The 21,875-nt window shown below is 66.3% G+C and carries 21 protein-coding genes; 10 read left to right on the top strand and 11 right to left on the bottom strand.

Annotated elements, in window-relative coordinates; all coding sequences use genetic code 11:
- Positions 1 to 2: 2 nt before the first annotated feature.
- Positions 3 to 335 carry an NIPSNAP family protein gene (locus tag DWF00_RS02610; protein WP_114830814.1) on the top strand — a complete coding sequence of 111 codons (333 nt, stop codon included), beginning with the start codon at positions 3 to 5 and terminating at the stop codon, positions 333 to 335.
- Positions 336 to 347: 12 nt separating this feature from the next.
- Here the strand turns inward: DWF00_RS02610 and DWF00_RS02605 are convergent, their stop codons facing one another.
- Positions 348 to 1,313 (bottom strand): tellurite resistance TerB family protein, encoded by a 966-nt coding sequence (locus DWF00_RS02605; protein WP_114830813.1) that lies wholly within the window; start codon positions 1,311 to 1,313, stop codon positions 348 to 350.
- A gap of 109 nt (positions 1,314 to 1,422) precedes the next feature.
- Positions 1,423 to 1,893, bottom strand: a complete 471-nt coding sequence (locus DWF00_RS02600) for an Lrp/AsnC family transcriptional regulator (protein ID WP_114830965.1) — start codon at positions 1,891 to 1,893, stop codon at positions 1,423 to 1,425.
- A gap of 126 nt (positions 1,894 to 2,019) precedes the next feature.
- On the opposite strand from DWF00_RS02600, the gene hppD reads away from it, so the two are divergent.
- Positions 2,020 to 3,150 carry a 4-hydroxyphenylpyruvate dioxygenase gene (hppD, locus tag DWF00_RS02595; protein ID WP_114830812.1) on the top strand — a complete coding sequence of 377 codons (1,131 nt, stop codon included), beginning with the start codon at positions 2,020 to 2,022 and terminating at the stop codon, positions 3,148 to 3,150.
- Positions 3,151 to 3,341: 191 nt separating this feature from the next.
- The gene (locus DWF00_RS02590; RefSeq protein ID WP_114830811.1) at positions 3,342 to 4,670 is read left to right on the top strand and encodes a dicarboxylate/amino acid:cation symporter; all 1,329 of its coding nucleotides are present in this window, start codon (positions 3,342 to 3,344) and stop codon (positions 4,668 to 4,670) included.
- Positions 4,671 to 4,773: 103 nt separating this feature from the next.
- Here DWF00_RS02590 and DWF00_RS28955 read toward each other — a convergent pair whose 3' ends face one another.
- The 3 genes from DWF00_RS28955 to DWF00_RS02570 form a co-directional block, all read right to left on the bottom strand.
- Positions 4,774 to 5,556: an AprI/Inh family metalloprotease inhibitor gene (locus DWF00_RS28955; RefSeq protein WP_181832760.1), complete on the bottom strand. Its 783-nt coding sequence runs from the start codon at positions 5,554 to 5,556 to the stop codon at positions 4,774 to 4,776.
- A 152-nt stretch (positions 5,557 to 5,708) separates the two neighbouring features.
- Positions 5,709 to 6,668 carry a 2-hydroxyacid dehydrogenase gene (locus DWF00_RS02575; RefSeq protein ID WP_245973722.1) on the bottom strand — a complete coding sequence of 320 codons (960 nt, stop codon included), beginning with the start codon at positions 6,666 to 6,668 and terminating at the stop codon, positions 5,709 to 5,711.
- A gap of 164 nt (positions 6,669 to 6,832) precedes the next feature.
- The gene (locus DWF00_RS02570) at positions 6,833 to 7,594 is read right to left on the bottom strand and encodes a FadR/GntR family transcriptional regulator (RefSeq protein WP_114830810.1); all 762 of its coding nucleotides are present in this window, start codon (positions 7,592 to 7,594) and stop codon (positions 6,833 to 6,835) included.
- Between the two features lie 242 nt (positions 7,595 to 7,836).
- On the opposite strand from DWF00_RS02570, the gene DWF00_RS02565 reads away from it, so the two are divergent.
- From DWF00_RS02565 to DWF00_RS02545, 5 genes are all read left to right on the top strand, one after another.
- Positions 7,837 to 8,892 (top strand): ABC transporter ATP-binding protein, encoded by a 1,056-nt coding sequence (locus DWF00_RS02565; protein ID WP_114830809.1) that lies wholly within the window; start codon positions 7,837 to 7,839, stop codon positions 8,890 to 8,892.
- A gap of 173 nt (positions 8,893 to 9,065) precedes the next feature.
- Positions 9,066 to 10,367: an ABC transporter substrate-binding protein gene (locus tag DWF00_RS02560; protein ID WP_114830808.1), complete on the top strand. Its 1,302-nt coding sequence runs from the start codon at positions 9,066 to 9,068 to the stop codon at positions 10,365 to 10,367.
- Between the two features lie 216 nt (positions 10,368 to 10,583).
- Entirely contained in the window at positions 10,584 to 11,546 is a 963-nt protein-coding gene (locus tag DWF00_RS02555) for a carbohydrate ABC transporter permease (RefSeq protein ID WP_114830807.1), read from the top strand.
- Positions 11,539 to 12,453 carry a carbohydrate ABC transporter permease gene (locus DWF00_RS02550; RefSeq protein WP_114830806.1) on the top strand — a complete coding sequence of 305 codons (915 nt, stop codon included), beginning with the start codon at positions 11,539 to 11,541 and terminating at the stop codon, positions 12,451 to 12,453. The genes DWF00_RS02555 and DWF00_RS02550 overlap by 8 nt, the downstream gene beginning before the upstream one ends.
- Before the next feature lie 44 nt (positions 12,454 to 12,497).
- Positions 12,498 to 13,394, top strand: coding sequence for an NAD(P)-dependent oxidoreductase (locus DWF00_RS02545; protein ID WP_114830805.1), 897 nt, complete (start codon positions 12,498 to 12,500; stop codon positions 13,392 to 13,394).
- 7 nt (positions 13,395 to 13,401) lie between these two features.
- On the opposite strand, the gene DWF00_RS02540 is transcribed toward DWF00_RS02545, so the two are convergent.
- Entirely contained in the window at positions 13,402 to 14,484 is a 1,083-nt protein-coding gene (locus DWF00_RS02540) for a LacI family DNA-binding transcriptional regulator (RefSeq protein WP_245973721.1), read from the bottom strand.
- 73 nt (positions 14,485 to 14,557) lie between these two features.
- On the opposite strand from DWF00_RS02540, the gene DWF00_RS02535 reads away from it, so the two are divergent.
- A complete protein-coding gene (locus DWF00_RS02535; protein ID WP_114830804.1) occupies positions 14,558 to 15,469 on the top strand; it encodes an NAD(P)-dependent oxidoreductase in 912 nt (303 codons plus the stop codon).
- A gap of 100 nt (positions 15,470 to 15,569) precedes the next feature.
- Here the strand turns inward: DWF00_RS02535 and DWF00_RS02530 are convergent, their stop codons facing one another.
- The 5 genes from DWF00_RS02530 to DWF00_RS02510 form a co-directional block, all read right to left on the bottom strand.
- Positions 15,570 to 16,484, bottom strand: a complete 915-nt coding sequence (locus tag DWF00_RS02530) for a DMT family transporter (protein ID WP_245973720.1) — start codon at positions 16,482 to 16,484, stop codon at positions 15,570 to 15,572.
- Between the two features lie 211 nt (positions 16,485 to 16,695).
- Entirely contained in the window at positions 16,696 to 17,322 is a 627-nt protein-coding gene (locus DWF00_RS02525) for a MarR family winged helix-turn-helix transcriptional regulator (RefSeq protein WP_245973719.1), read from the bottom strand.
- A complete protein-coding gene (locus tag DWF00_RS02520) occupies positions 17,276 to 17,857 on the bottom strand; it encodes an NAD(P)H-dependent oxidoreductase (protein WP_114830801.1) in 582 nt (193 codons plus the stop codon). The genes DWF00_RS02525 and DWF00_RS02520 overlap by 47 nt, the downstream gene beginning before the upstream one ends.
- A gap of 1 nt (position 17,858) precedes the next feature.
- Positions 17,859 to 19,286, bottom strand: coding sequence for an FAD-binding oxidoreductase (locus DWF00_RS02515; protein ID WP_114830800.1), 1,428 nt, complete (start codon positions 19,284 to 19,286; stop codon positions 17,859 to 17,861).
- A 136-nt stretch (positions 19,287 to 19,422) separates the two neighbouring features.
- The gene (locus tag DWF00_RS02510) at positions 19,423 to 20,751 is read right to left on the bottom strand and encodes a cytosine deaminase (RefSeq protein ID WP_114830799.1); all 1,329 of its coding nucleotides are present in this window, start codon (positions 20,749 to 20,751) and stop codon (positions 19,423 to 19,425) included.
- 151 nt (positions 20,752 to 20,902) lie between these two features.
- On the opposite strand from DWF00_RS02510, the gene folD reads away from it, so the two are divergent.
- Positions 20,903 to 21,763 carry a bifunctional methylenetetrahydrofolate dehydrogenase/methenyltetrahydrofolate cyclohydrolase FolD gene (gene folD / locus DWF00_RS02505; RefSeq protein WP_114830961.1) on the top strand — a complete coding sequence of 287 codons (861 nt, stop codon included), beginning with the start codon at positions 20,903 to 20,905 and terminating at the stop codon, positions 21,761 to 21,763.
- The last annotated feature ends 112 nt before the right edge of the window (positions 21,764 to 21,875 follow it).

Below are 21,875 nucleotides of genomic sequence, written 5' to 3'. Positions count from 1 at the left end.
CGATGGTCACCTGCTACCTGCGCTACGTCGTCGACCCCTACCAGCTTGCCGCCTTCGAGGCCTATGGCAAGCTCTGGATCAGGCTGGTCGAGAAGTTCGGCGGCAAGCACCACGGCTACTTCATGCCGTCGGAGGGAACCTCGAACGTGGCGCTTGCCATGTTCAGCTTCCCGTCGCTGGCGGCCTACGAGGACTACCGCGTGCGGGCAGCGACCGACCCGGAGTGCCAGGCGGCCATCGCCATGAACGACAAGGACCGCTTCATCATCAGCTATGAGCGGTCCTTTTTCCGTCCGGTCTTCGAGGACGATCAGGGCGTGCGCCGCGCGCCCTGATCGCGACGGCCTTCAGACCTTCGCCGCGCTCGCGGCCGCGTCGATATTCGCGACCAGCTCAGCGTCGAGCCCGACCGAGCCGGCGAGCCCCGCCAAAAAGTCCTTCTCGGCCGGCGTGTCCGGATTGATGGCGAGGCGTGCCGCCGTATAGATCTGCGCCGCGAGCTCGGGCGTCTCGGCGCCTTCGGCCAGCGCATCGATCGAGGCCGGGTGGGCCATCTCGTTGGCCAGCCAGTCGTTCGCCTCGGGGTCGAAGCCGGCCTCCTTCAGGCCACCGAGGATGGCGTTGCGCTCGTCGGCGTCGATCTTGCCGTCGGCAGCCGCGGCCGCGACCATCGCGCGGATGAAGACCAGCGCCGTCTTCTCGTTCGCAGCTTCCGGCTCGAAGCCCGAGCCGGCCGGGGCCGGCAGGACCTCCTGGCGCTGCAGGTCGAGCAGCGGCTTGCCGGCCTGGCTGTTCTGGTAGGCCTTGTAGGCAAGGCCACCGATCAGCGCGAGGCCGCCGAGCTTGGCGGCCGAGCCGACGACTGCGCGTCCGGCCGAAGACCCGAAGATCAGCGCGCCGAGCCCGCCGAGGACGGCGGTGGCGACGGCGGGATTGTTGGCGAACATGCCCTTGGCCTGTTCGAGCAGCTGGCCGGGCGACTGGCCGCCGGAAAGCTGGCCGAGCACGTCGGTCGCCTTCTGCTGCACGCCGGTCTGCTGCGCCGCATCCTGAACGCCCTGCGTCGCCTGGCCGAGCACGCTGCCGAGCATCCCGCCGAGGCCCCCGGCGCCGCCGGATTGCTGGACCTGCTGGGCCAGGTTGCCGAGCATGCCGCCTAGCCCGCCGCCTTGTCCGCCTTGGGCACCGGCCTGCTGCACCTGCTGCGCGAGATTGCCCAGCATCCCGCCAAGGCCTCCTGCCTGCCCGGCCTGCTGGCCAGCCTGGCTGCCGGCGTTGACCAGCGCGTCGAGAAGAGATTTGGCGTTGAACATCGGCGTTCCCCTTATCTGATCTGCGGCGCCCACTCTGGCGCCTTGGCCTGCATATGAGGTGCAAGCCCCATAATCGGTAGGTAGGCCATGCGAAGGAACAATGACGCCATCAAGGCGAGGGCAGGGGCAGCAGGCCCGGCTCCTTCAGCGTCTCCAGCGCGATCTCCGAGCGCACCCGCGCCACGCTTTCATGCGGCAGCAGGATCTCGTTGACGAGGCGCGACAGCTCCTTGAGGTCGCCGACGGCGACCTTGAGCAGATAGTCCGCCTCCCCGGTCAGCGCATGCGCCTCCAGCACGGCAGGCGTCAGCCGCACCAGGTCGCGGAACCGCCGGGCGTTGTCGCGCGAATGCGTGTCGAGCGCGACATGGATGAAGACGGTGACGCCGAGCCCGATCGCAGCCGGCTCGATCAGCGCCCGATAGCCGCGGATCGTGCCCTCCTGCTCCAGCCGCTGCCGCCGCCGCGAGACCTGGCTGGCCGAAAGGCCGATCGTCTCGGCCAGCGCGCCATTGGTCTGCGAGGCGTCGCGCTGGAGCGCATCGAGCAGGCGCAGGTCGAAGGCGTCGAGAGCGGTCATTTCGTGCGCCATCCAACAAACGAATGCGTGCTTCATGCGGATTTTGCCGCACCACTACCCATTTTGCAAACTTCGTGCTGCACCCATGCGCGATGATGAGCATCACCGAACTGGAGGAAGTCGCTCATGGGTCCGTTCCCGCACGATTCCGCGCCGCCCGAAATCTCCGAGTCCAACCCGATGGGCACGGATGGCTTCGAGTTCGTCGAGTTCGCCCATCCCGAGCCGGAGAAGCTCGGCCCGCTCTTCGAGACCATGGGCTTCACGCCGGTGGCAAAGCACCGCTCCAAGAACGTCACGCTCTACCGCCAGGGCGACGTCAACTTCGTCGTCAACGCCGAGCCGGATTCATTCGCTCAAGCGTTCGCCGCCGAGCATGGCCCCTGCGCCTGCGCCATGGCCTTCCGCGTCGTCGACGCCAAACATGCCTTCGAGCGCGCCGTCTCGCTCGGCGCCGAGCCTTATGAGAGCAAGGTCGGCCCCGGCGAACTCGCCATCCCCGCCGTGAAGGGCATTGGCGGCTCGATCCTGTATTTCGTCGAGCGCTACGGCGAGAAGGGCTCGATCTGGGAGGTCGATTTCGACTGGCTCGGCGAGCGCGACCCGCATCCCGAGCAGGCCGGCATGTATTATCTCGACCACCTCACCCATAACGTCCAGCGCGGCCGCATGGACCATTGGGCCGGCTGGTACGGCGACCTCTTCAACTTCCGCGAGATCCGCTTCTTCAACATCGAAGGCAAGCTCACCGGCCTGATCTCGCGGGCCCTGACCTCGCCCTGCGGCAAGATCCGCATCCCGATCAACGAGTCGCTCGACGACAGGAGCCAGATCGAGGAATACCTGCGCCAGTACAAGGGCGAGGGCATCCAGCACGTCGCGCTCGGCGCCCATGACATCTACGCCACCGTCGAGCAGCTCCGCCGCAACGAGCTGCCCTTCATGCCGGCCCCACCCGCGACCTACTACGAGAAGGTCGATGCCCGCGTGCCGAACCATGGCGAGCCGGTCGAGCGGCTCAAGGCCAACGGCATCCTGATCGACGGCGAGGGTGCGGTCGCGCTCGGCGACAAGGAGGGCCGCATGAGCAAGGTGCTGCTGCAGATCTTCTCCGGCACGGTGCTCGGGCCGATCTTCTTCGAATTCATCCAGCGCAAGGGCGATGACGGTTTCGGCGAGGGCAATTTCCGCGCGCTGTTCGAATCGATCGAGGAAGACCAGATCCGGCGCGGCGTGCTGACGGCCGACGCGGCATAGAGCATGTTCCGCAAAAGTGGAAACCACTTTTGCGATAAGAACATGCTCAACTTATTGATCTGGCGCGAATTCTTTTCGTTCGACCAATCTCGATCGAACGGAAAGCGCGCTAACGTCAACTTGTCGCAGTCCCGAAATCGGCGTAACCGCTGAATTAACGCGTCGGCTACAGGCGCATCGGGAGAAGAACAATGACGACAGCAACGGCTGAAACCCTCCGCGGGCATCAGGGCCCCTGGTGGACCCACCTTTACGTCCAGGTCCTGACCGCGATCGCCATCGGCGTGCTGCTCGGGCATTTCTACCCGCAGACCGGCGAGGCGATGAAGCCGCTCGGCGACGCCTTCATCAAGGCGATCAAGATGATCATCGCGCCGATCATCTTCCTCACCGTCGTCCACGGCGTCGCCTCGATGGACGACATGAAGAAGGTCGGCCGGGTCGGGCTCAAGGCGCTCGTCTACTTCGAGGCCGTGACGACGCTGGCGCTGATCGTCGGCCTCGTCGTGATCAACCTGTGGAAGCCCGGCGTCGGCATGAACGTCGACCCGCACACGATCAACACCGCCGGCATCGCCACCTTCACCGCCAAGGCGCAGGAGCAGAGCACCCTCGCCTTCCTGATGGCGATCATCCCCGAGACCGTCGTCGGCGCCTTCGCCAACGGCGAGATCCTGCAGGTGCTGTTCTTCGCGCTGCTCTTCGCCTTCGGCCTGCAGATGCTCGGCGCGCGCGGCAAGGCCGTGCTGCACTTCATCGACGACATCGCCCAGATCTTCTTCAAGATCGTCGGCATCATCATGAAGGCGGCGCCGATCGGCGCCTTCGGCGCGATGGCCTACACCATCGGCAAGTTCGGCGTCGGCACGCTGCTCTCGCTCGGCAGCTTCATGGCTGCGTTCTACGCCACCTGCCTGATCTTCATCTTCCTCGTGCTCGGCACGATCGCGCGGCTGACCGGCTTCTCGATCGTCAAGTTCATCGCCTACATCAAGGAAGAACTGCTGATCGTGCTCGGCACCTCCTCCTCGGAGAGCGTACTGCCGCGCATGATCGCCAAGATGAGCCATCTCGGCTGCAAGGAGAGCGTCGTCGGCCTGGTCATCCCCACCGGCTACTCCTTCAACCTCGACGGCACCTGCATCTATCTGACCATGGCGGCCGTCTTCCTGGCGCAGGCGACCAATACCGACCTCTCGCTGTCGCAGGAGATCGGCATCATCGCCGTGCTGCTGCTGACCTCGAAGGGCGCGGCCGGCGTCACCGGCTCCGGCTTCATCGTGCTGGCGGCGACGCTGGCCTCGGTCGGCACCATCCCCGTCGCCTCGATCGCGCTGATCCTCGGCATCGACCGCTTCATGTCGGAGGCGCGCGCGCTGACCAACCTGATCGGCAACGGCGTCGCCACGATCGTGGTCTCCAAATGGGAGAACTCGCTCGACGAAAACCGGATGCAGCGCATTCTGGCCAAGGAGACCGGGCTCGACGCCGACGAGCCCGAGCAGATCGCGGTGGTCTGAGCTAGAGCATCGGACCGAAAAGTGGAATCCGGTTTTCGGAAAGATCCGATGCAATAACAAAAGCCTAGATCGCCACTTTGCGTCCGAAAGGACGCACGGCGATCTAGTTCGGCAGCTTCCGCATCAGCAGTGGCGCGCCGACCGCCGGGTCCTTGCGCCACTGCCCGTTCTCGAAGACGAGCTCGACGCTATGGCCCTTGCGCGCGACCAGCGCGAGCCGGCCCACAGCATAGCGCCAGCCGACAGGATCGAAGATCGTCAGGCCGGTATCGTCGCAGCGCCCGTCGAACGCGGCCGGCGCACGGCCGCTCGCATCGGGCGTGCCGGATAGGGTCAGCCGGCAGGCCTCGCGGTTGGCCTGCCGCATCAGCGCATAGCGCCCGGGCAGGCTCTCGGTCGCCGGCGCCTTGGCGGGGTCGACGACGGTCGCGCGCGCGGCAAGCGTCGCCGACTGCTCGGCCGGACTCGCGACCGGAGCCCGCGCCGCCCTCGGATGGTCCTTGGACGAGAGCGCGTATTGCTTGCCGTCCGTCGCCTTGCCTTCGATATCCGCATCGGGCTTGGCCTTGGCGAAGGCGATCACGAGCTTCCCGGTGGCGTCATCGAGCTGCGGCTGACCATTGGCGCCGACGCTCCAGGACGCAACCTGGCCCAGAATCGGCAGGGCGCGGTGGCAAGTCGCGGGAAAGCGGACCTGCCGGCCGTGCGCCGCAGCCTCCGTGCCGAGCGTGATGGTGCATTGGCGCGGCCCGCCGATCTGGGTGAGGTCCCAGGCGCCGAGCAGCGGCCTGATCCGCGCCGGGGCCGTCTCGGCCCCGCGCGGCAAGGGCGCGGTCTGCGCCTGGGCCACGCCCGTGGCGAGGCTCGCGATCAGGAGCGGCAGCACCCGGCCTCCCAGAGCCCGTTTGAGGCTTCGCTGGCGTGAGTCGACCGGCGCGGCCGTCGAGAACCGGAGCGCAGCGGACTTTGGTCCGTGAGCACGGGAAGCGCAGACGGTCGCGTCAGGCGACCTCGCCAATAGAAGCATCAAGCGGGCTCTCAGGCTTTCTTCGTCCATGGCGTCTCGACAACCGGCGTCAGGGGACCCTTGCCATCGAACCATGACACGAGATTGTCGACCAGCAACTGGCCCATCGCCTCGCGCGTATGCACCGATGCCGAGCCGACATGGGGCAGCAGCACGACATGGTCGATCGCGATCAGCTCGGCCGGCACGCGCGGCTCGTCCTCGAACACGTCGAGGCCGGCGGACAGGATGGTCTTGCTGTTCAGCGCCTCGATCAGCGCCTTCTCGTCGACGACCGTGCCACGGCCGACATTGACCAGGATGCCGTTCGGCCCGAGCGCCTTCAGCACCTCGGCGTTGATCATGTGATGGGTCGAGGCGCCGCCGGGCGCGACCGAGATCAGCGTGTCGACGTCCTGGGCCATCTCGACCAGCGAGGGATAGTAGCGATAGGACACGTCGTCCTGGCGGCTGCGGCCATGATAGACGACGGGCAGGCCGAAAGCCTCGATCCGGCTCGCCACCGCCTTGCCGATGCGGCCGAGCCCGACGATGCCGACCTTGCGGGTGCGCAGCGAGGTGGTGAGCGGATAGGCGCTCGAAAGCCACTTGCCGGCGCGCAGGTAGCGGTCGACCTGCGGCAGCTGGCGGACCGTGGCGAGCAGCAGGCCGAGCGTCAGGTCGGCGACCTCGTCGGTCAGCACGTCCGGCGTGTTGGTGACGACGAGCCCGCGCTTGCCGGCCTCCCTGGCGTCGACATTGTCGTAGCCGACACCGAAATTCGAGACGACCTCGAGCTTCGGCAGTGTGTCGAACAGCGCGCCGTCGATCCTGATATGGCCGCCGCCGGCGACGCCCTGCACCCGCCCGCCGACCTCGCGCAGCAGCGCGGCGCGGTCCTCGGCCTTCCAGAGCTCATGCACGGTGAAGCGCGCCTTGAGCTGGTCGGCGGCATAGGCCATCAGCGGGCCGGTCATGAGGATCTCGGTCATGTCGTGAACTTCCGTCGGGCTGGAGAGGCGATCTGGCGGATGGTTGATTTCAAATTTTTAAAACGATTAGATGGTCGCACCGCTCGAAACGTAGCGGCACCGTCAGTTCTACACGGCCGGGGACGCGAGAAAAGCGCATCCTCGTCATATGTAGTATGACTTAATCAGGCGATTTTGGCCGTGTTTGCGCTCATAGCCCCCGGCAGCAGGGCCAAAGTGCTGTTGAGGCTGTCGATGACGAGCGCGCTCATCCGGGCGGCTGCGAGATCGCCGTCGCGCCGGATGATCGCGTCGAGCACCCGCTCGTGATCGACCAGCGACTCGACGAAGCAGTTCTTGTCGTCGGCGGATTTCAGCAGCAGCGACCATTGGATCGCGGCTGAGACGACGCTCGCCAGGCATTGCAGGGTCGAGTTGCCGGCGGCGACGAAGATCGCCTCGTGGAAGGCGATGTCGGCGCGGATCGTCGCCTCGGCATAGGGCGGGTTGTCGATCATGCCGCGATAGCCGGCCTCGATCCGGGCGAGGTCGGCCGGCGTGCGCCGCAGCGCCGCCAGCTTCGCCGCGCTCGGCTCGATGAAGCAGCGCAACTCGAAGAGATCGCGAATGAATGTCTCGTTCGGGTCGGCCCGGAAATGCCAGGAGAGCACGTCGGGATCGAGCAGGTTCCAGCCGTCGCGCGGCGCCACCCGCGTGCCGCTCTTCGGCCTGGACTCGACCAGCCCCTTGGCCGTCAGCACCTTCACAGCTTCGCGATAGGCCGTGCGCGAAACCGAGATCTCGGACTTCAGCGCGTCCTCGTTCGGCAGCAATTCGCCGGCCTTGAAAGTGCCGTTGATGATGGCGACCGCGAGCTTCTGCGCGACCTGCCCGAAGAGACGGTCGGAATTCAGGGTCGTCGGCCGCGAAAAGTCACGCACCCGCATGGCCGGGCGTCCTCGGTTTTACAGCGCCGGACCACGTCTTTTGGAGGAGAGCCGGGCGCTTGACACGCCTGTCAGTATCATATGACTTTATCGCAGATGGAAACCGATGCAACCGGCGCCGCATGGTTGTGACGTTTTCCATTGATCGGTCACAAGAAACCGGTAGCACCAATGATGCGGAGGTCTCCGGAGAGAGACGACGCCGCATCCTCGAGGAACGTTAAGACCAGGAGAAGGCGCAAATGGCCTCAGTCCAGATTGCCGACGTGCGCAAGGCCTATGGCTCGACGCAGGTCATCCATGGCGTCGACATCGACATCCCCGACGGCGAGTTCGTCATCCTCGTCGGCCCCTCCGGCTGCGGGAAGTCGACCCTGCTGCGCATGATCGCCGGGCTCGAGAACATTTCCGGCGGCGAGATCCGCATCGGCCCGCGCGTCGTCAACGACGTGCCGCCGAAAGAGCGCGACATCGCGATGGTCTTCCAGAACTACGCGCTCTACCCGCACATGACCGTGGCCGACAACATGGCCTTCTCGATGAAGCTGCGGAAGGCGCCGAAGGCCGAGATCGAGGAGCGCGTCAGCAAGGCGGCCGGCATCCTCGGCCTCGACAAGCTGCTCGACCGCTATCCGCGCCAGCTCTCCGGCGGCCAGCGCCAGCGCGTCGCCATGGGCCGCGCCATCGTGCGCGATCCGCAGGTCTTCCTGTTCGACGAGCCGCTCTCGAACCTCGACGCCAAGCTGCGCGTGCAGATGCGCACCGAGATCAAGGAGCTGCACCAGCGCCTCAAGACCACGACGGTCTACGTCACCCACGACCAGATCGAGGCCATGACCATGGCCGACAAGATCGTCGTGATGCATGACGGCATCGTCGAGCAGATGGGCGCCCCGCTCGACCTCTACGACCGGCCCAACAACCTCTTCGTCGCCTCCTTCATCGGCTCGCCCTCGATGAACCTGCTCAAGGGCACGATCACCGCGGCCGGCTTCGAGACCGAGGGCGGCGTGGTCTGGCCGATCGGCCAGCATCCGGCCGATTCCAACGGCACGGCGGCGGTGTTCGGCATCCGGCCCGAGCACATCCAGCTCAACCCGAACGGGCTCAAGGCCGAGGTCGTGGTGATCGAGCCGATGGGCTCGGAGACCCAGGTCGTCGTGCGCTGCGGCGGGCAGAACCTGACTTGCGTCTTCCGCGAGCGCATCACCGCCAAGCCCGGCGAGAGCATCGGCATCACGCCCGACACCAACGTGACGCATCTCTTCGACGCCGCCACCGGCAAGAGAATTTCGTGAGCTGAGCCCGGCAGCGGGCCAGCGTTGCGATGAGGAGCTTTCGACGATGATTTAGGAGCGCGCGCTCTTTTCGTCCCGCGACGTGGAGCGCCGCTCGAATCCGACACCGGAATGACCCGGTCAAGGCGGCCGAAAGAGAGCCGCCGAGCCATATCCTAAGGGAGGGATAGTCAATGAACTTCGATCGCAGATCGCTCATCAAGGGCGGCGCGGCGCTGGGTCTCGGCGCAAGTGCCGGCCTGCTCGACTACGCCAAGGCCTGGGCCCAGGCCTCGCCTTTCAAGGCCGAGCCGAACGCCCGCCTCAACATGATGCGCTGGAAGCGCTTCGTCGAGGCCGAGGACGTCCAGTTCATGAAGCTGGTCGCGGCTTTTGAAGCGGCCACGGGCGCCAAGATCAACATCACCAACGAATCCTATGACGACATCCAGCCCAAGGCCTCGGTCGTCGCCAATACCGGCCAGGGCCTCGACATGGTCTGGGGCCTCTACTCGCTGCCGCACCTGTTCCCGCAGAAGTGCCTCGACGTCACCGACGTCGCCGACTATCTCGGCAAGGCTCATGGCGGCTGGTTCCCGGCGGCCGAGAAATACGGCAAGTCGGGCGACAAGTGGATCGCCGTCCCGATCGCAACGACCGGCTCGCTGATCAACTACCGCATCGCCGCCTGCGAGAAGGCCGGCTTCAAGGAGTTCCCGAAGGACACCGCGGGCTTCCTCGAGCTCTGCAAGGCGCTCAAGGCCAACAACACCCCGGCCGGCATGGCGTTCGGCCACGCATCGGGCGACGCCAATGGCTGGATGCACTGGCTGCTCTGGACCTTCGGCGGCAACCTCGTCGACGCCAACGACAAGGTCATCATCAACTCGCCCGAAACTGCCAAGGCGCTCGAATACGGCAAGGCGCTCTACGACACCTTCATTCCCGGCACCGCCGCCTGGAACGATTCGTCGAACAACAAGGCCTTCCTCGCCGGCGAGCTGTTCTGCACCAATAACGGCATCTCGATCTACGTCACGGCGAAGAAGGAGAAGCCCGAGCTCGCCGCCGACATGAACCACGCCTACATGCCGGTCGGGCCGATCGGGAAGCCGACGGAGCTGCACCTCTCCTTCCCGATCCTGACCTTCAGCTTCACCAAGTACCCGAACACCTGCAAGGCCTTCATCGCCTTCATGCTGGATAGCCCCAACTTCAACCCGTGGATGGGCGCGGCCGAAGGCTACCTGTCGCACTTCCTCGCCGAATACGACGCCAACCCGGTCTGGACCGCCGATCCGAAGACGACGCCCTATCGCGATGTCTCGAAGCGAACGCTCACCCCGGCCGGCCTCGGCACGCTCGGCGAGAAGGCGGCGGCAGCGGTTGCCGACTTCATCGTCGTCGACATGTTCGCGAACTACGTCACCGGCCGCGAGGACGTGAAGGGCGCCATCGCCAGCGCCGAGCGGCAGGCCAAGCGCATCTATCGCTGATGTCAGATCGCCGGGCGGCCCGTCTCCGGACGGGCCGCCCGGAGCTTTTAACGCTGCGCTACGGCTGAGACCGCCGGAACCGCCCGCCGTTAGAGCGTGTTCCGCAAACGTGGGACGCACTTTTGCGAGAAGAACACGCTCAAGAGAGTGATCTAGCGCGAATTCTTGTCGTTCGGCCGAAACGGCCGAACGGAAAGCGCGCAGAACGGAAGCACAATGGTCCATTCGACACTCGACCTGCCAGCAACGAGGATCCCGGCGCGCAGCGAGCGCACCGCCTGGCAGAAGCTGCGCGTCAGCCGCAACTGGCTCGGCTTCTGGTACATGATGCCGGCGATGCTGATCCTGATCCTGTTCCTCGCCTATCCGCTCTTCCTCGGCGTCTGGCTCTCCTTCACCGACACCAAGATCGGTCGCGCCGGCGAGTTCATCGGGCTCGAGAACTACGAATGGCTCTCGGATGACAGCGTCTTCTGGACCTCGGTCTTCAACACGCTGCTCTACACGATCGTCGCCAGCATCGCGAAATTCGTCATCGGGCTCTATCTCGCGCTGCTCCTGAACCGGCACCTGCCCTTCAAGGCGATGATCCGCGCCCTCGTGCTGATCCCCTTCATCGTGCCGACCGTGCTTTCGGCCATCGCCTTCTGGTGGATCTACGATTCGCAGTTCTCGATCATCTCCTGGTCGCTGCGCCAGCTCGGCTGGATCAGCGGCAACATCAACTTCCTCGGCGATCCCTGGAACGCGCGCTGGTCGACCATCTTCGCCAATGTCTGGCGCGGCGTGCCCTTCATCGCGATCACGCTGCTGGCCGGCCTGCAGACCGTCTCACCCTCGCTCTACGAGGCCGCGACGCTCGACGGCGCCACGCCCTGGCAGCGCTTCCGACACATCACCTACCCGTTGCTGACCCCGATCATCGCGGTGGTGATGACCTTCTCGGTGCTGTTCACCTTCACCGACTTCCAGCTGATCTGGGCGCTCACCCGCGGCGGCCCGGTCAACGCGACCCACCTGATGGCGACGCTCTCCTACCAGCGCGCGATCATCGCCGGGCAGCTCGGCGAAGGCGCGGCGATCTCGACGGCGATGATCCCGTTCCTCCTCGCCGCGATCGGCATCGCCTGGTACGGCCTCCAGACACGCAAATGGCAGCAGGGCGGCAGCAATGACTAGCATCGACGCCGGCACCACCAGCGGCGGCGGCCGGGCCGCCACCCAGGACCACAGCGAGGGCATGGCCTATCTGGAGACGCTGCCGCGGCGCATCGTCACCACCTACATCCCGCTCTTCCTGATCATCATCGTCCTGCTCTTCCCGTTCTACTGGATGGCGCTGACGGCGATCAAGCCGGACGACCAGCTGATCGAGATGGACAAGGTCAGCCCGTTCTGGACGTGGACGCCGACCTTCAAGCATTTCTACAAGCTGCTCTTCGAGAGCGAGTACCCGCGCTGGCTCTGGAACACGATGTTCATCGCGACCTGCGCCACCTTCATCTCGCTGGTCGCCAGCGTGCTCGCCGCCTACGCGATCGTGCGGCTGCGCTTCAAGGGCGCCACCGCGGTCGGCGCGCTGATCTTCCTGGCCTACCTCGTGCCGCCCTCGATCCTGTTCATCCCGCTCGCCACGGTGATCTACAAGGTCGGCCTGTTCGACACGCCGCTGGCGCTGATCCTGGTCTACCCGACCATCCTGATCCCGTTCTCGACCTGGCTTCTGATGGGCTACTTCAAGACCATCCCCTACGAGCTCGAGGAATGCGCCCTGATCGACGGCGCCAGCCGCAGCCAGATCCTGATCCAGATCATCCTGCCGCTGGCGATCCCCGGCCTGATCTCGGCCTTCATCTTCTCCTTCACCCTGTGCTGGAACGAGTTCATCTACGCCCTGACCTTCCTGTCCTCGACGCAGAACAAGACGGTGCCGGTCGCGATCGTGAACGAGTTCGTCGATGGCGACATCTATCGCTGGGGCTCGCTGATGGCGGGCGCGCTCGCCGGCTCGCTGCCGCTCGTCATCCTCTATGCATTCTTCGTCGAGCACTATGTGTCGGCGATGACTGGTGCGGTGAAGGAATAAAAGTCCAATAGGACGACCTCCCGCCGCATCAGAGTGGACCCGACGTGAGCATAAAATCCATCGCCTTCATCGGCCTCGGCGCCATGGGCGCGCCGATGGCCGAGAACCTGGTCAAGCGCCAATTCCGCGTCACCGGCTTCGACATGCGCCAGGAGGCGCGCCAGGCTTTGGTCAATGCCGGCGGCCATGCCGCCGACAGCGCCAAGGCTGCCGCCACAGGCGCCGACGCGCTGGTGCTGATGGTGGTCAACGCCGCACAGGCCCGCTCCGTGCTGTTCGAGGCCGGCGCGCTTGAGGCGCTCGCGCCTAGTGCCAGCGTCTTCCTGATGGCGACCTGCCCGCCCGGCGAGGCCGAGGCGATCGCGGCGGCAGTCGAGAAGACCGGCCGGCACCTTGTCGATGCGCCCGTTTCCGGCGGCATCGCCGGGGCGCGGGGCGCGACGCTGACCATCATGGTCGGCGCCACCCAAGAGAGCTTCGCCCTGGCCAGGCCGGTGCTCGACGCGATGGGCGACAAGGTCTTCCATGTCGGCTTCAAGCCCGGTCAAGGCGCGACGGTGAAGACCGTCAACCAGCTGCTCTGCGGCGTCCATATCGCGGCGGCGGCCGAGGCGCTGTCGCTGGCCGAAAAGGCCGGCATCGACGGCGCCCTGCTCTTCGAGATCATGGGCGGCTCGGCCGCATCCTCGTGGATGCTCAAGGATCGCGGCCCGCGCATGCTGCTCGACGACGCGCCGATCGCGAGCGCGGTCGACATCTTCGTCAAGGACCTCGGCATCGTGCTCGACGCCGGCCGCTCCGCCAAGACGGCCCTGCCGCTCGCTGCGGCCGCCCACCAGATGTTCCTCGCCAGCTCCGGCCTCGGCCATGGCGCGCGCGACGATTCGCAGGTGGTGCGGGCCTATCGCGCGTTGAACGCCAAGCCCGCGAATGATCCCTGAAACTGACTTAGGCTCGTGGCGGCGCGGTTGTGCCGCGCACCACCAGCTCCGGCGTCAGCACGATGCGCCTGACCGGCGCGGCCGGTTCAGCGATGCGCCGGATCAGCAGCTCGGCCGAGCGCCGGCCCATCTCCCCCTGGAAGTTCTTGATCGTGGTCAGCGCCGGATACCATTGCGCGGCTTCCTGCACGTCGTCGCAGCCGACGATCGAGAAGTCGGCCCCCGCCTCGCGGCCGCGATGGCGCAGGCCGAGCATGGCGCCGAAAGCGGTGAGGTCGTTGAAGCAGATCGCCGCCGTCGGCGGCTCCGTGGCGTCGAGCACATGCTGGACGCCCTTCAGTCCACTCTCGCGCGTGCCATACCCGGCATAGACGAGCGCTGGGTCGAACGACAGGCCGTGTCCAGCAAGCGTGTCGCGATAGCCCTCATAGCGGTTCCGGGCGGTCGAGATCAGCTGGTTCTCGCCCAGGAAGGCGATGCGGCGATGGCCGAGCCCGATCAGGTGCTCCAGCGCCAGCACGGTGCCATGCCGGTCGTCCGAGCCGACGAAATCAAGATCCAGCCCGGGAATCTCGCGCGAAAGCTGGACCAGCGGCATGTCGGCCACGATCAGGGGGGTGAAGCTCTCCGCCGTGCTGCCGCCGGCCGCGCAGACGATCATGCCGTCCGGCCGGTACTCCTTCAGCGTGGTCAGCGCCCGCTCCTGCCGGTCGAGCTTCTCGCCATAGGTCGCGAGCAGGATCGAGCGGCCACGCTCGGCCGCGGTCTCCTCGATCGCCGCCAGAAGCTCGGCGAAATAGGGGTTGGTGATGTCGTGGAAGCCGACGCCGAGGATGTTGGTGCGGTCGGTCCTGAGCGAGGCGGCGCTGCGATTGTAGCTGTAGCCCATCTCGCGGGCGAGAATCTGCACGCGCAGCCGCGTCGCCTCCGCCACCAGCGGCGAGTTGCGCAGGGCGAGCGAGACGGTCGCGGTCGACACAGCCAATTGCTCGGCGATGATCTGCAGCGTCACGCGGGCGCGGCCGCTGCCCAGGCGCATGCCGGTCGTCACCGTGGAATCGCTCTCGGGCGGGTAGCCGTTCGTGGTCATGCACCCCTCTCAGGAACTGGCCAAACCGTCCGGCTCCGGCTACGTCCTCTCATATAAAGCGGAGAAATTGAAGATGAGCACCAGCAAGGAAGCCGTCGGCTTCATCGGCGTCGGCATGATGGGCCAGGGCATGGCCAGTTGCCTGCTCGCCAAGGGCTTCCCGCTCACCGTGATGGGCCACCGCAACCGCAAGCCGGTCGAGGAGCTGGTCGCGGCCGGCGCCACGGAAGCCAAGACGCCGAAGGAGCTCGCCGGCCGGGCGACGATCATCTTCCTGTGCGTCACCGGCTCTGCCCAGGTCGAGGCCGTTCTGAGCGGGCCGGACGGCATCATCGCCGGCGCCAAACCCGGCACGATCGTAGTCGATTGCTCGACCTCCGACCCGACGTCGACGGTGAAGCTCGCCGCCATGCTGGAGGAGGCGGGCCTGCATCTCTGCGACGCGCCGCTCGGCGGCACTCCGGCCCAGGCCGGGCTCGGCCAGCTCTCGACCATGATCGGCGCCAGCGACGAGGTCTTCGCCCGCATCAAGCCGGCCTGCGAGGCCTGGGCGCAGAAGGTCACCCATCTCGGCCCGGTCGGCGACGGCCACAAGATGAAGCTGCTCAACAACTTCCTCTCGATGGGCTACGGCGCGATCTACGCCGAGGCGCTCACCCTGGCGCAAAAGATCGGCATCACCCCGCAGACCTTCAACAGCGTGCTCTCCGGCAGCCGGATGGATTGCGGCTTCTACCAGACCTTCATGAAATACGTGCTGGAGCGCGACCGCGAGGCCCATAAGTTCACGCTGGTCAACGCGCTGAAGGACGTGCGCTATCTGGAAAGCGTCGCCAACGCCGCTGGCGTGCCCAACCCGGTCGGCAACGCCGTCAAGAACGTCTACGCCTCGGCCGTCGCCGGCGGACGCGGCGACGAATACGTGCCGATGATCTCGGACTGGGTCGCCGAGCAGAACGGCGTCTCGCTCGGCAAGAAGGGCTGAGCGTTGCCGTCATTGCGAGGAGCGTAGCGACGAAGCAATCCAGGGGGACGTAGAGCGAGACCCCTGGATTGCTTCGCTGCGCTCGCAATGACGGTGAGGTTCAATCCAACCGGGCCGAGCCTTCGGGCACGGCCCGCACCCGCTCGCGATAGAGCAGGTAGAGCCCCGAGGCGATGACGATCGCCGCGCCGATGAAGGTCCAGCGATCCGGCAATTGCCCGAAGACGAGGTAGCCGAGCGCGATCATCCAGATGATCTGCGAGTAGATGAAGGGCGCGAGCACCGTCGCCGGCGCCAGCCGGTGCGCCAGGATCAGCAGCCAATGGCCGATGCCGCCCATCGCGCCGGCGAAGATCATCAGCCCCCAGGACAACCCGTCCGGCCAGGTCCAGACGAACGGGATGACCGGGATCATCGCGATCGTGCCGGCCGCGCCGGAATAGACCATCGTGGTCTCCGGCGGATCATAGGCCGCGAGGATGCGCGTCGAGAGCGAATAGAAGGCGTAGCAGAACACGCTGATCACCGAGAGCAGCGCCGCCGGATGCATCCCGCCCACGCCGGGCCGCGCCACCACGATGACGCCCAGGAAGCCGATGCCGATCGCCACCATGCGGCGCGGCCCCGGCCATTCGCCGAGCAGCGGCCCCGAGACCAGCGCCACCAGCAGCGGCGTCGCGAACATGATTGAGACCGTCTCGGCGAGCTGGAGATATTGCAGCGCGAAGAAGTTCAGCGCAGTCGAGCCGAGCAGCAGCAGCGAGCGGAAGGCCTGCAGCCAGGGCCGGCGCGTGTGCAGGATGCCGGGATGGCTCCACGGATTCAGCAGCAGCGAGACCAGGATCATGCTGCCGGCATAGCGCGCGAACACCACCTGCAGCGGGTCCATCCCATGCCCCAGCCATTTCGCGCTGGTGTCGAGGGCCGAGAAGCAGATCACCGCCGCGCACATCAGGCCGATGGCGATCAGCCTGGTGCGGCGGGTTTCCGGTTGGTGGGAGAGAGCGGCGGGCAAGTCCTGTCCCGTCATGCGTGGGGAGAATGACGCGACGAGATTTAACCGATTTATACCGCGAAGCCAGCGCCTGGAAGCATGCGCTCTATGCGTGCGCCACCGCCATTGCGAGGAGCGCAGCGACGAAGCAATCCAGGGGGACGTAGAGCGAGCCCCCCTGGATTGCTTCACTACGCTCGCAATGACGGGAGAGGCGCTGGAGCCCTCGATATTAAGCGGCGTCGCTGTCGACTTCGTCCGCATCGGCCTCGGGATCGTCGACATCGACGCCGGCCTTGGACAGGCCCTTCGAGGCCTTGCGCAGCAGCTTGCGCAATTGCTTGCGCTCCTTGGCGTCAAGCTTTTCGAGCAGCTCGTCCTCGACCTGGTTCCAGACCGCATCGAGCGCCGCGGCCGTCTTCTGGCCGGTCTCGGTCAGCGCGACCTGGACGAGGCGCCCATCGCGGCCGCCGCCCTCGCGCGTCACCAGGCCCTGCAAGGAAAGCCGGCCAATCGTCTTGGAAACAGTCGGCGGCTTGACCCGCAGCAGCGTCGCCAATTCGCCCATCGTCATCGGCGCCGGTTGCAACGCCTTCAGCGCCTGCTCCTGACCGGGGAACAGCCCGAGCGCGTTCAACCGCTCGCCCATGCGCGACCTGTGCAGCCGCGCAGCCACCAAGAGGGCCCGACCGACACTTTTCTCGAGGGACTTGGTCATGAGCCGGTCCTTGGAAAGTGATCGAAGAATTTTTTCGCCGGCTGTCAAATCGCCTGCGATCATGACGGCGTGATGACGCAGGCGCGGCATGAAATCAGAGCGCGCGCATCTTTTTCTCCACTGTCCCCAGGAACCTAGCACGGCTCTCCGGCGTGGCGCGATTCATGTCGTAATGAGCCAGATAAAGCGGCTGCGCAGTGGGGTGGCAAACCGCGCGCACCGCACGTTTGACCAGCTTGCGCGGCGGATCACCCATCAGGAGCGCGCGCCAGCGCGTGCCGCCATAGCTCGTCACCGCAGCAAGCTTGCGGATGTTCCAGAGGTTCGGCCGCACCTTGCCGTCGACCAGCTTGAACGAAACGCCCGGCAGGAAGACCCGGTCGAAAAATCCCTTCAGAATCGCCGGGTAGCCGTAATTCCAGACCGGAAAGCACAGAACCAGCGCCTCGGCCGCGCGCAAACGCGCGACATAGCCGGCAACAGGATCAATGTTGCTGGCAAGGTCATGATAGCCGACCCGCTCCGCTTGGCTCAGCACCGGGTCGAAGCCCTCGGCATAGAGGTCGCAATCATCGACCTCATGGCCGGCTTCGGTGAGCCCCTTCACCACCGCGCCGTGCAGCGCCGCGCCGAAGCTTGCGGGATCGGGATGGGCATAGAGGACGAGGACGCGCATCTCAGCCACTCACTCCCGCCTGGGCCAGGCTGCGGAACAGGAAGGTCTTGCCGGAACGGAAATCATAGCTCGGGTCTTCCCAGGCGATCATCTTGCCGGGGTTGAGCAGCCCCTGCGGATCGGCCTCGCGCTTGAAGGCGAGCTGGAGCTCGTCGGTCTGCTTCATGCCGCCCTCCTCCAGGGTATAGCGATGCGGATTGAAGATCGGCGCGCCCATCTCTTCATGGATGGCCATGATCTCCTCCAGCCGCTCCTCTGTGGTGAAGCGCACCAGCGGCAGGCCGAAGCAGGTGACCTTGCCGTCGAAGCGAACGAATTCGAGGTGGCAAAGCACCTCGTCGCCAAAGCGGGCATGAATGCGCTCGACGAGCTCGACCTGGTTCGGGAAGGGATAGAGCACCTGGAGATAGGTGATCGACGGATCGACCCGGAGCGCCCGGAGCGTCGTGTGGTTCCAGCCGAGCTCATAGCCCGGCGGCAGGCCCTTCGCCTCCTCGGGCGTGAGCTTGTCGGAGCGCATCAGCAGCTCCGCCCCGCGGAAGCGCCTGGAATAGGCGAGCAGCGCCTCGACCGCGAAATCCGCCGCCATGACGATGACGAGATGGCTCTCGCGCGGCAGGAATTTGCGGTGCCGCAGAAAGTAGTCGTGCGGGATCGGCGCAGCGACCACGGCAAGGTTCTTCAGCGCCAGGCCGTCCTGCTCGCCGAGTGCATTGGCGAACTCGGTCGCGGCGCGCAGCGTCTCGAAGCCGAGGATGACGTCGGCCCAGTCATAGGCCGGCCCGAGCGGCATCTCGACCTCGGTGATGATGCCGTTGGTGCCATAGGCATGCGCGACCTTGTGCAAATCCTCGCCGGCGACATCGAGGATGCGCGGGCTCGCCTCCATCGTCGCGACCTTGAGCCGGATGATGTTGCCCCAGTCGCGCAGCCCGCCCCATTTGATCGAGCCGACGCCGCCCGAGCCACCGGCGATGAAGCCGCCGATCGAGGCGGTCTGGTAGGTCGAGGGATGCAGCCGCAGTTCCTGGCGCGAATGCGCCCGCGTCTCGTCGTCGATCCGCGCCATGACCGCGCCGGGCTCAGCGACATAGCGACCGGGATGGATCGCCTTGACCTTGTTGAAGCCGGAGAGGTCGAGCAGCACGCCGCCGGAGAGCGGCATCGCCTGGCCGTAATTGCCGGTGCCGGTGCCGCGCGGCGTCACCGGGATGCCGAGCGCATGGGCGGCGGCGAGCACCTCCAGCACCTCGGCTTCGCTGGTGGGCGAGACGATGAGATCGGCCGTGACATGGTCGAGCTGGCGCTTCAGCACTGGCGAGTACCAGAAGAAGTCGCGGCTCTTCTGCTTCACCAGCGCCGGATTGTCCTCGCTGCGGATTGAGCCGAGGCGGGCCTTCAGGCCGGCAATGTCGTAGCGGGGACTCATAGCCGCTGATCCTCCGCCGTCATGCTCGCCCTTGTGGCGAGCATCCACGTCTTGAACGGTGCCCGCGGCAGGCGAAGACGTGGATGGTCGGGACAAGCCCGACCATGACGGGGATGGGCTACGGACGAGGCTGTAGTCATACGGAACGACCCATCAGATGATCGAGTTCGCGATGGTCCGGCAAGGCTCGGTCGATCGGCTTGCCATCGACCAACACGGTGCGGTCGGCCTGCGGCCGGGCGAAGAACTCGGTCCAGTCGCGGGCGCGGGTCAGGATCAGGTCGGCCGCGCGGCCGGGCGCGATCACGCCCTTGCCGGCATGGCCCATGATCGCCGCCGGCGTCCGCGCCACCGCATTGGCCCAGTCCGTGCCGGAATGGTCGAGCTGGAGGATGCGCGTGCCCTCGCGCAGCACCTCGATCAGGTCGAGATCGCCATAGGCGTAGAACGGGTCGCGCGTGTTGTCCGACGCGATCATCACCGGCACGCCGGCCGCCTTCAGCTCGTGCAGCGCGGTGACGCCCCGCCAGCGCGGCGTGCGGCCACCCTGCCGGTCCTGAAGGTACATATTGCACATCGGCAGCGAGACGACGGCGATCCCCGCCTCCCCCACCTTGGCGATGATCCGCGCCTCGTCTTCCGGCATCTGCACGGCGAGTGAACAGCAATGCCCGGCAAGGATTTTGCCGGCGAAGCGATGCCGGAGCGCAGCGTCGGCAATGTGCTCCAGCGTGCGCGCTTCCGGGTCGTTGGTCTCGTCGACATGGAAGTCGAGGTCGAAGCCATGCTCGATCGCGTTGCGGAAGACGATGTCGAGCGCCGCGCCGATCTCGGGGATCATGTAGGTGACGCAGCCGAAGATACCGTCGCCATGCGCCTTCACCACATCCGTGACCGCGCGCATGTGCTCGCCGTCGAGCGCGAGCTGGATGCCGAAGAGTGGCGAGCCCTGCAGCACGATCCGCCCGGCCCATTTCTCCCGAAGCTCAGCCAGCACCGGCCAGGAAATCCCGATCTGCTTGCCGACCGAGTCGATATGCGTCCGCAAAGCCGCGGTGCCATGCGCAAAGGCGCAGCGCAGGCCGAACTCCATGCGCGTGCGCACGTCCTCCGCCGACCAGTTCGCCTCGCGATCGGCCATCACGTTCTCAAGGGCACCCATGAAGGTGCCGTCGGGATTGCGCCGGCGCGGCCAGATATGGCCCTTGTCGAGATGAACATGGGCATCGACGAGGCGCGGTAGGACGATGCCGCCGTCGAGATCGAAACCCGGCCCTGCGTCCGGCGTCTCCGTGCCGGCCGGCAGAATCGAGGCGACACGTCCATCGGCAATGCCGAGATCGACCAGCGCCAACCCGTCGCGATCGGCCGCGAGATCGGCGCCCTCGATCAGGCAGAGCGGCGAACGGGCATTGGTCAGGCGATAGACGCTGGCGGCGGGAATGGCGGCAAAACCGGTCGTCACGTCGTCAGCTCTCCATCCCGCTTATGACCAATCGTTAGCGGGCGCCACCGGCCCGGGCAAGGCGCTTCCGGCGCCGGATGCGTCGCTTCCGCGCTTGCCCGCGCAGCCCCGATCGCGCATGAGGTCGGCTCACGGCGAAGAGGACGGCATCATGGCGGAGCAAGCTCTCATCATCGACGGCAAGGCCGCAGCAGCTTCGCTGCGGGCCGAGATCGGCCTGGAGGTTGCCGCGATCAAGGCCAGGCGCGGCCTCGTGCCCGGCCTGCACGTCGTGCTGGTCGGCGACGATCCGGCGAGCCGCGTCTATGTCGCCTCAAAAGAGAAGCTCGCGGCCGAAATCGGCATGAGCTCGGTCGCCCACCGCCTGCCAGCCGAGACCAGCGAAGCGGAGCTGCTCGCCAAGCTCGCCGAACTCAACGCCGACGACAGCGTCGACGGCATCCTGGTGCAATTGCCGCTGCCCAAGCATATCGACACCGGCCGCGTCATCGACGCGATCGACCCGGCCAAGGATGTCGACGGCCTGCATCCGATCAATGCCGGAAGGCTCGCCGGCGGAAAGCCAGGGCTGGTGCCGTGCACGCCGCTCGGCTCGATGCTGCTGGTGAAGAGCGTGCTGCCCTCGCTCTCGGGGCTGGAGGCCGTCGTCGTCGGCCGCTCCGAGCTGGTCGGCCGGCCGGTGGCGCAGCTCCTGCTCCAAGCCGATTGCACCGTCACGATCGCGCATTCGCGCACCCGCGACCTCGCCGCCACCTGCCGCCGCGCCGATATCCTGATCGCCGCCGTCGGGCGCCCCGGCCTGGTCAAGGGCGATTGGATCAAGCCGGGCGCGACCGTGATCGATGTCGGCATCAACCGCCTGCCTGACGGCAAGCTCACCGGCGATGTCGACTTCGCTGAGGCCGTAAAAGTTGCCGGTGCTATCACGCCGGTGCCCGGCGGCGTCGGCCCGATGACGATCGCCTGCCTGCTGCGGAACACGCTGACGGCGTTCCACGCCCGGCGGGGCTGACCCCCGCCCTCCCCCCGTCATTGCGAGCGCAGCGAAGCAATCCAGGGGGCTCGCTCACCCGGTCCCCCTGGATTGCTTCGTCGCTACGCTCCTCGCAATGACGGTGGGCCAG

The sequence above is a fragment of the Allobosea caraganae genome, assembly GCF_003351345.1.
Taxonomy (GTDB): Bacteria; Pseudomonadota; Alphaproteobacteria; order Rhizobiales; family Beijerinckiaceae; genus Allobosea; species Allobosea caraganae.
This window is presented reverse-complemented; position numbering and strand designations above follow the sequence as displayed.

Excerpts from the sequence above, each read along its gene's own strand:
- DWF00_RS02610 (WP_114830814.1), top strand. The coding sequence starts at position 3 with ATGGTCACCTGCTACCTGCGCTACGTCGTCGACCCCTACCAGCTTGCC.
- DWF00_RS02605 (WP_114830813.1), bottom strand. The coding sequence starts at position 1,313 with ATGTTCAACGCCAAATCTCTTCTCGACGCGCTGGTCAACGCCGGCAGC.
- DWF00_RS02600 (WP_114830965.1), bottom strand. The coding sequence starts at position 1,893 with ATGACCGCTCTCGACGCCTTCGACCTGCGCCTGCTCGATGCGCTCCAG.
- hppD (WP_114830812.1), top strand. The coding sequence starts at position 2,020 with ATGGGTCCGTTCCCGCACGATTCCGCGCCGCCCGAAATCTCCGAGTCC.
- DWF00_RS02590 (WP_114830811.1), top strand. The coding sequence starts at position 3,342 with ATGACGACAGCAACGGCTGAAACCCTCCGCGGGCATCAGGGCCCCTGG.
- DWF00_RS02575 (WP_245973722.1), bottom strand. The coding sequence starts at position 6,668 with ATGACCGAGATCCTCATGACCGGCCCGCTGATGGCCTATGCCGCCGAC.
- DWF00_RS02570 (WP_114830810.1), bottom strand. The coding sequence starts at position 7,594 with ATGCGGGTGCGTGACTTTTCGCGGCCGACGACCCTGAATTCCGACCGT.
- DWF00_RS02565 (WP_114830809.1), top strand. The coding sequence starts at position 7,837 with ATGGCCTCAGTCCAGATTGCCGACGTGCGCAAGGCCTATGGCTCGACG.
- DWF00_RS02560 (WP_114830808.1), top strand. The coding sequence starts at position 9,066 with ATGAACTTCGATCGCAGATCGCTCATCAAGGGCGGCGCGGCGCTGGGT.
- DWF00_RS02555 (WP_114830807.1), top strand. The coding sequence starts at position 10,584 with ATGGTCCATTCGACACTCGACCTGCCAGCAACGAGGATCCCGGCGCGC.
- DWF00_RS02550 (WP_114830806.1), top strand. The coding sequence starts at position 11,539 with ATGACTAGCATCGACGCCGGCACCACCAGCGGCGGCGGCCGGGCCGCC.
- DWF00_RS02540 (WP_245973721.1), bottom strand. The coding sequence starts at position 14,484 with ATGACCACGAACGGCTACCCGCCCGAGAGCGATTCCACGGTGACGACC.
- DWF00_RS02535 (WP_114830804.1), top strand. The coding sequence starts at position 14,558 with ATGAGCACCAGCAAGGAAGCCGTCGGCTTCATCGGCGTCGGCATGATG.
- DWF00_RS02520 (WP_114830801.1), bottom strand. The coding sequence starts at position 17,857 with ATGCGCGTCCTCGTCCTCTATGCCCATCCCGATCCCGCAAGCTTCGGC.
- DWF00_RS02515 (WP_114830800.1), bottom strand. The coding sequence starts at position 19,286 with ATGAGTCCCCGCTACGACATTGCCGGCCTGAAGGCCCGCCTCGGCTCA.
- folD (WP_114830961.1), top strand. The coding sequence starts at position 20,903 with ATGGCGGAGCAAGCTCTCATCATCGACGGCAAGGCCGCAGCAGCTTCG.